The organism is Luteimonas sp. A501, assembly GCF_054052085.1.
The window spans coordinates 1-5806 of record NZ_JBSVRI010000009.1 but is presented as its reverse complement, the minus strand read 5'-3'; the positions used below and the strand labels follow the sequence as shown (position 1 = coordinate 5806).

Below are 5806 nucleotides of genomic sequence, written 5' to 3'. Positions count from 1 at the left end.
GCGATGCGTGCGCCCTCATAGAAGTGCTGCACCGCGAGCCCAGTGCAGACCTTTCCGCTCAGCGCTGGCTCGATGCCATTGATGTGAAAGCTCATAGAGATGTCTGTTTGGCGCCTAACGCCAGAATTAAGCCGCGCCGCGAAGCGGCGTCGGCTTGAATGAATTGTTAGGCATCATTGCCGTGACTATAACTTGGCCGCTAGCGACTTGAGCCGCTTGCTTGGCTTGGATAACTTGACGTGAAGCTTTCCATCATTTGATGATCTGAGACCGGTCACATAGTCCTTTACAAGATCAAAGGTTACCGAATCGCTGATCTGATACCAGCCAGATTTGTATTTCACTTTCCCGCTTGCGATTAGATTTTCTATGTCGGGATAGTTCTCAGCGAACTGCTTGGTTCGCGCCTTGAGCTCTTCAATTTCGGATTCTGTGAGTGGCATGACTACGTCGTATGAGGCCTAACACCGGAGTTAAGCCGCGCCGCGAAGCGGTGTCGGCTTGAATGAATCGTTGGGTGGCGGATTGTTTGTGCTACTCACTAATTGCATTCAAGTGCTCGCTAATGTAGTCGTACCAAAATATCCTTTTGTCTACGAAATACTTGAAAGTCGCCAACAACGCACTAATCGCTATCAACGCCCCCGCAAGAATGGGGGCGGACACGGAGTAGGTGCTAAAAAGAAGTGCAATAAATGCTGCGGTAAAGCCAAACAGCGCTATGAAAGCAGAGAACATTGTTGACCAAAATTTCAATCCAGGAATTCTTGTCTTGATGTAGAACCGCAGAACTTTCGCATTGGCTTTTTGCGACGAATCATCATTTCCAATGGCTTCAGCTAGCGTTCTGCGAAACTCGTTCTCAAGGGCGGCAGCCTGAATTGTTTTTTTCCAAATGTCATTTTTATTAGAGAAAGATTCTTGAAGTATGCTAATAAAGCTGAAATTTTTGTTGCTGTGCTCTTTCGCATACTCTCGAGAAAGCACGGTGGGGACTGGAAACTTATCTCTATCGGACATGCGGGAGATCTCCTGCCACCTAACGCCAGAGTTAAGCCGAGACGCGCAGTGGAGCGAAGCACATGGCAAGCTTTACCTGCCATGTGGTTTGCGTAACGAAGCGGCTTCGGCTTGAACGACTTGTTAGGCCGCTGCCGCCGGCACCCGCGCCGAACACACTGCAGCCCAACCCCTGAGCCGGAACATTACAACAACTTGCTACGGCCTGGCCGAAAAGCGTAACCAAAGCGGGAAGTCTGCGCATGGAGCTGGTACCGACCTATGAGCTTGCGGCTCACCCGAAGCACAGCATGGCGGCGGACGCCGTATGCAGCAGGCGGCGATGCGACGACCAGAGCGAATAGCTGGTCAGTGCGATGTGGACGAAGCGAACCTGTGCGCTTGCCGCGAGCTGGCCGAAGGAACAACTGAAACCCGACCTTGCAACCACGCGCCGAGTGCGGCCTAACACCAGAGTTAAGCCGTGCCGCGAAGCGGCATCGGCTTGAACGACTCGTTAGGCCGCCGTTCCCTGGCACCTGCGCCCGACGTGCGGCAGCCCAACCCCTGAGGCGAACAGTACAACAAGCACCGTGTCTGGTGCTGCCGAAACGCACCATGCGCGCGGCCAAGAACTCTCACCGCGCACTGCGTGAAGCCGACCCGGCAGGTCGAATCTTGCGAATAGTCGCGCCTGTCCGAAGCCGAAATGTTGCAAGGCTGACTGCCGATGCCTGCACCGCGCGTGCGAGGTGCAAACGCTGCGGAGAAGCGCTACAGATTGCCTGGAATCCGGCAACAACAGTGCGGGAAACAAGGCCTAACGCCAGAGTTAAGCCGAGACGCGTAGTGGAGCGAAACACATGGCAAGCTGTATCTGCCATGTGATTTGCGGAACGAAGCGGCTTCGGCTTGAACGACTTGTTAGGCCGCAGCTGCCCGGCACTTGCGCCAGCCCCGCGACAGCCCAACCCCTGAGCCGAACAGTACAACAAGTCTTGGCGGAGAGCCTGGGCTGGCACCTGGGACAACCGGAGCGAAGTAGGTCGGCTCGCGTGGCCAAGAAGTCTCACCGCGTCCTGCCCGAAGCCGACTCGTCAGGTCGAATCTTGCGGAGGGTCGCGCCTCCCCGAAGCCGAGGTGCTTCAGGGCCGCCTGCCGATGCGCCCACCGCCCGTGCGAGGTCCAAATGCCGTGGATGAGCGAAATGATCGAGCCCGCGTGGACCTTGCCACCAACAGTGCGGGAAACAAGGCCTAACACCAGAGTTAAGCCGTGCCGCGAAGCGGCATCGGCTTGAACGACTCGTTAGGCCGCCGTTCCCTGGCACCTGCGCCCGACGTGCGGCAGCCCAACCCCGGAGGCGAACAGTACAACAAGCACCGTGTCTGGTGCTGCCGAAACGCACCATGCGCGCGGCCAAGAACTCTCACCGCGCACTGCGTGAAGCCGACCCGGCAGGTCGAATCTTGCGAATAGTCGCGCCTGTCCGAAGCCGAAATGTTGCAGGGCTGACTGCCGATGCCTGCACCGCGCGTGCGAGGTGCAAACGCTGCGGATGAGAGAAGCGCTACAGATTGCCTGGAATCCGGCAACAACAGTGCGGGAAACAAGGCCTAACACCAGAGTTAAGCCGTGCCGCGAAGCGGCATCGGCTTGAACGACTCGTTAGGCCGCCGTTCCCTGGCACCTGCGCCCGACGTGCGGCAGCCCAACCCCTGAGGCGAACAGTACAACAAGCGCCGTGCCTGGTGCTGCCGAAACGCACCATGCGCGCGGCCAAGCACTCTCACCGCGCACCGCCCGTAGCCGACCCGGCAGGTCGAATCTTGCGAAGAGTCGCGCCTGTCCGAAGCCGAGGTGTTGCAGGGCTGACTGCCGATGCCTGCACCGCGCGTTCGAGGTGCAAACGCTGCGGATGAGCGAGGCGCTACAGATTGCCTGGAACCCGGCAACAACAGCGCGGGAAACAAGGCCTAACGCCAGAGTTAAGCCGAGACGCGCAGTGGAGCGAAGCACATGGCAAGCTTTACCTGCCATGTGGTTTGCGTAACGAAGCGGCTTCGGCTTGAACGACTTGTTAGGCCGCCGCACGCCGAGCTTGCGCCCGACCTTGCGACAGCCCAACCCCTGAGCCGAACAGTACAACAAGTCTGGCCGAGCGGCCTGAGACTGGCATTTGCCGGGGCCAAAGCCAGAACACTGGACTCGCGCGGTCAAGAACTCTCATTGCGCACTGTCCGAAGCCGACTCGGCCGGTCAAATCTTGCGGAGAGTCGCGCCTGTCCGAAGCCGAGGTGCTGCAGCGCTGACTGCCGATGCCTGCACCGCGCGTGCGAGGTGCAAACGCTCCGGATAAGCGAGGCGCTACAGATCGCTTGGAACCCGGCAACAACAGTGCGGGAAACAAGGCCTAACGCCTGAATTAAGCCGCGCCGCGAAGCGGCGTCGGCTTGAATGAATTGTTAGGTGCCGCCCTGGACAGCGCGACGCACCTCGTTGATAAGACCGAAGTCTGACAAGTAGTGCTGATAGCTGCTGCACTGTAGCAAGCGTCCCGCGGAGTCGACGAAGAACACCGCCGACTCACCAGGAAGAACTCCCCAGCCCGTATTTTCGGGCTTGATCTTGCCACCCCGGAATGCCCCTTTATAGGACTCCCGTACTTCCACTGTCCAGATGTCGTAGGCCTCCCCGGACTTAGGCATAGGCGGCTCGACCAAGATGAGCGTTCCGTAGAACACGCTCTCTGACCGCGCCACCTGTGATGCGACCCACTCGGACACGGGCGCTCTTTCTCTTGGGCAGGCGAGTTCAGATCCCGAGCTAACACCAGAGGCGGCTATGAGAACCATCAAGAGCCAACGCTGCATGTGCGACACCTAACACCAGAATTAAGCCGTGCCGCGAAGCGGCATCGGCTTGAATGACTTGTTAGCCGCCACTACAGCAGCCTCGTGCCAAGTGGAACTGCCTGATCGGGCACGCAGAGCGCGACCTCCCCCTGCTCATTATGGAACCCGGTCACCAGACACTCGGACATTAAAGGGCCTACCTGCTTGCGAGGGAAGTTGACGACGGCTACCACCAGCTTGCCGACAAGCTCCTCAGGTCGGTAGAGCGCCGTGATCTGTGCGCTGGACTTCTTGACGCCAAGCTTCTCGCCGAAGTCCACGTGCAAGACATAGGCGGGCTTTCGCGCTTCCGCGAACACCGACGCGCTGACGACCCGGCCAACGCGCAGCTCAACTTTCAGGAAATCGTCGAAGCTAATGGTTTCCACGCAGCTCTCTCTCACAGCGGCTAACACCTAAGTTAAGCCGAGGCGCGCAGTGGAGCAAAGCACGTGGCAAGCTGTACCTGCCATGTGCTTTGCGGAACGAAGCGACTTCGGCTTGAACGCATTGTTAGGCCTACCGCCCGCCATGCCAGAAGTCGAACTCTTGAACTTGCTTCCACCCTTCGCCCGGCTTGATAAAGGCAAGCAGGATGGCCTCCAAGTCACTCACCGTTTCCGGCGCCTCTCGCGTGACTGCCACAATCTCCTCGCGGCGATTCCTGTACATGGCAGAGAGGCCGTGCTCCGGATCAAGGCTCCCGCCCACTTCCATTGAAGTTCCGGGCGCGAACACCACCACCACTTGGTGGAAGCCAGCCACCCAGTCAACGCTCTTGAGCGCAGAACGAATAGCTGCCTCAGTGATTTCCGGGGAGTAAACCGTAGGATCATCCCCGAAGTTCGGGATGACGTGGATTCCGACCCTTGATTCGGTCGGATCCGTCTCCCAGTCAGGCGTTTGAGCCGCAGCGCTCGTGGGTAGGAGAATGGAAAGCAGCACGGCGAGTAGTCGCTTCATGGTAGGCCTAACGCCTGAGTTAAGCCGACCCGTAGCGGGGCGGCGACTGGGTGCTAGCGTAGCGGATAAGCACCCAGGCGGTGCCCCGATGCGGGTTCGGCTTGAACGAATTGTTAGGCCGCTGCCGAGTAGTTGCGCGCACTAGCCCTACGCCAGCTTGCCATTGATGTATGCCACCGCACGCTGGGATAGCACCAGCGGTTGCGGGCCGCCGCCCTCGATGAAGTCAGTCATTTGTCCAAGCGGCGAAAGCTCTTTTGCGCCACTAACGAACTCGATGCCATGTTCATCGCCTCGATAGTCATGCCAGTAGTGGGCGATCAATCGACCGTCTTGGTAAATGCGGTACTTGTACGCCGCGAAAGACTCGCGCTTTGAGTCGTCCTGCTCAATCTTGTAACTCACGCGAAACTCCTTTGAGCGGCCTAACGCTCAAGTTAAGCCGAATTGCAGCGCGTAGCTGGCAACATGGCAAGCTTTTTCTGACATGTTGACGGCGTAGCGATGCAATTTCGGCTTGAACGCATTGTTAGGCCGCGGTCGATGGCTCCCAAAGTTCGATCTTGTTGTTCTCTGGATCCGTGACCCAGCCGAATTTGCCCTGCTCAGATGTTTCGGTCTTGTCCATAACATTGCAGCCTTCGGTTCTCAGGGCCAAAAGCAACGCGTCAAGATCCGCGACGCGGAAATTGATCATGAACGAGGCGGAGCTCGGCGCCATGTAGGTCGTGTCGGCCGCAAACGGACTCCAAAGGGTCATCCCCGGCTCGCTGCCGTCACCACCCCAGTTGAAGATGGCTCCGTTCCAGTCCGTCACGTCGAGGCTGGACCGGCCAACCTTTTGTAGACACCCGCAGGCCATAATTCAGGGCAACAGCAGGGGTGTTTATGAGCAGCAAGCAGTACACGGATGAGTTCCGGGCAGAGGCGGTGAAGCAGGTTTTGGAGCG

General features: G+C 58.4%; 7 protein-coding genes. All 7 read right to left on the bottom strand.

What is annotated here, in order from left to right; genetic code table 11:
• Positions 1 to 185: 185 nt before the first annotated feature.
• The 7 genes from ACW7G5_RS14455 to ACW7G5_RS14425 all read right to left on the bottom strand — a co-directional run bounded on the left by ACW7G5_RS14455 (position 186) and on the right by ACW7G5_RS14425 (position 5673).
• Entirely contained in the window at positions 186 to 443 is a 258-nt protein-coding gene (locus tag ACW7G5_RS14455; protein ID WP_456966256.1) for a hypothetical protein, read from the bottom strand.
• 91 nt (positions 444 to 534) lie between these two features.
• Positions 535 to 1020 (bottom strand): hypothetical protein, encoded by a 486-nt coding sequence (locus ACW7G5_RS14450; RefSeq protein ID WP_457005665.1) that lies wholly within the window; start codon positions 1018 to 1020, stop codon positions 535 to 537.
• A gap of 2444 nt (positions 1021 to 3464) precedes the next feature.
• Complete coding sequence (locus ACW7G5_RS14445; RefSeq protein WP_457005663.1) at positions 3465 to 3785, bottom strand: hypothetical protein; 321 nt, start codon at positions 3783 to 3785, stop codon at positions 3465 to 3467.
• Between the two features lie 158 nt (positions 3786 to 3943).
• Positions 3944 to 4282 (bottom strand): tRNA-binding protein, encoded by a 339-nt coding sequence (locus ACW7G5_RS14440; protein ID WP_457005661.1) that lies wholly within the window; start codon positions 4280 to 4282, stop codon positions 3944 to 3946.
• A 130-nt stretch (positions 4283 to 4412) separates the two neighbouring features.
• Positions 4413 to 4856, bottom strand: coding sequence for a hypothetical protein (locus tag ACW7G5_RS14435; RefSeq protein WP_457005659.1), 444 nt, complete (start codon positions 4854 to 4856; stop codon positions 4413 to 4415).
• A gap of 147 nt (positions 4857 to 5003) precedes the next feature.
• Positions 5004 to 5261 (bottom strand): hypothetical protein, encoded by a 258-nt coding sequence (locus ACW7G5_RS14430; RefSeq protein WP_457005658.1) that lies wholly within the window; start codon positions 5259 to 5261, stop codon positions 5004 to 5006.
• Between the two features lie 124 nt (positions 5262 to 5385).
• Positions 5386 to 5673, bottom strand: coding sequence for a VOC family protein (locus ACW7G5_RS14425; protein ID WP_457005656.1), 288 nt, complete (start codon positions 5671 to 5673; stop codon positions 5386 to 5388).
• Positions 5674 to 5806: the final 133 nt, after the last annotated feature.

Excerpts from the sequence above, each read along its gene's own strand:
- ACW7G5_RS14450 (WP_457005665.1), bottom strand. The coding sequence starts at position 1,020 with ATGTCCGATAGAGATAAGTTTCCAGTCCCCACCGTGCTTTCTCGAGAG.
- ACW7G5_RS14435 (WP_457005659.1), bottom strand. The coding sequence starts at position 4,856 with ATGAAGCGACTACTCGCCGTGCTGCTTTCCATTCTCCTACCCACGAGC.
- ACW7G5_RS14455 (WP_456966256.1), bottom strand. The coding sequence starts at position 443 with ATGCCACTCACAGAATCCGAAATTGAAGAGCTCAAGGCGCGAACCAAG.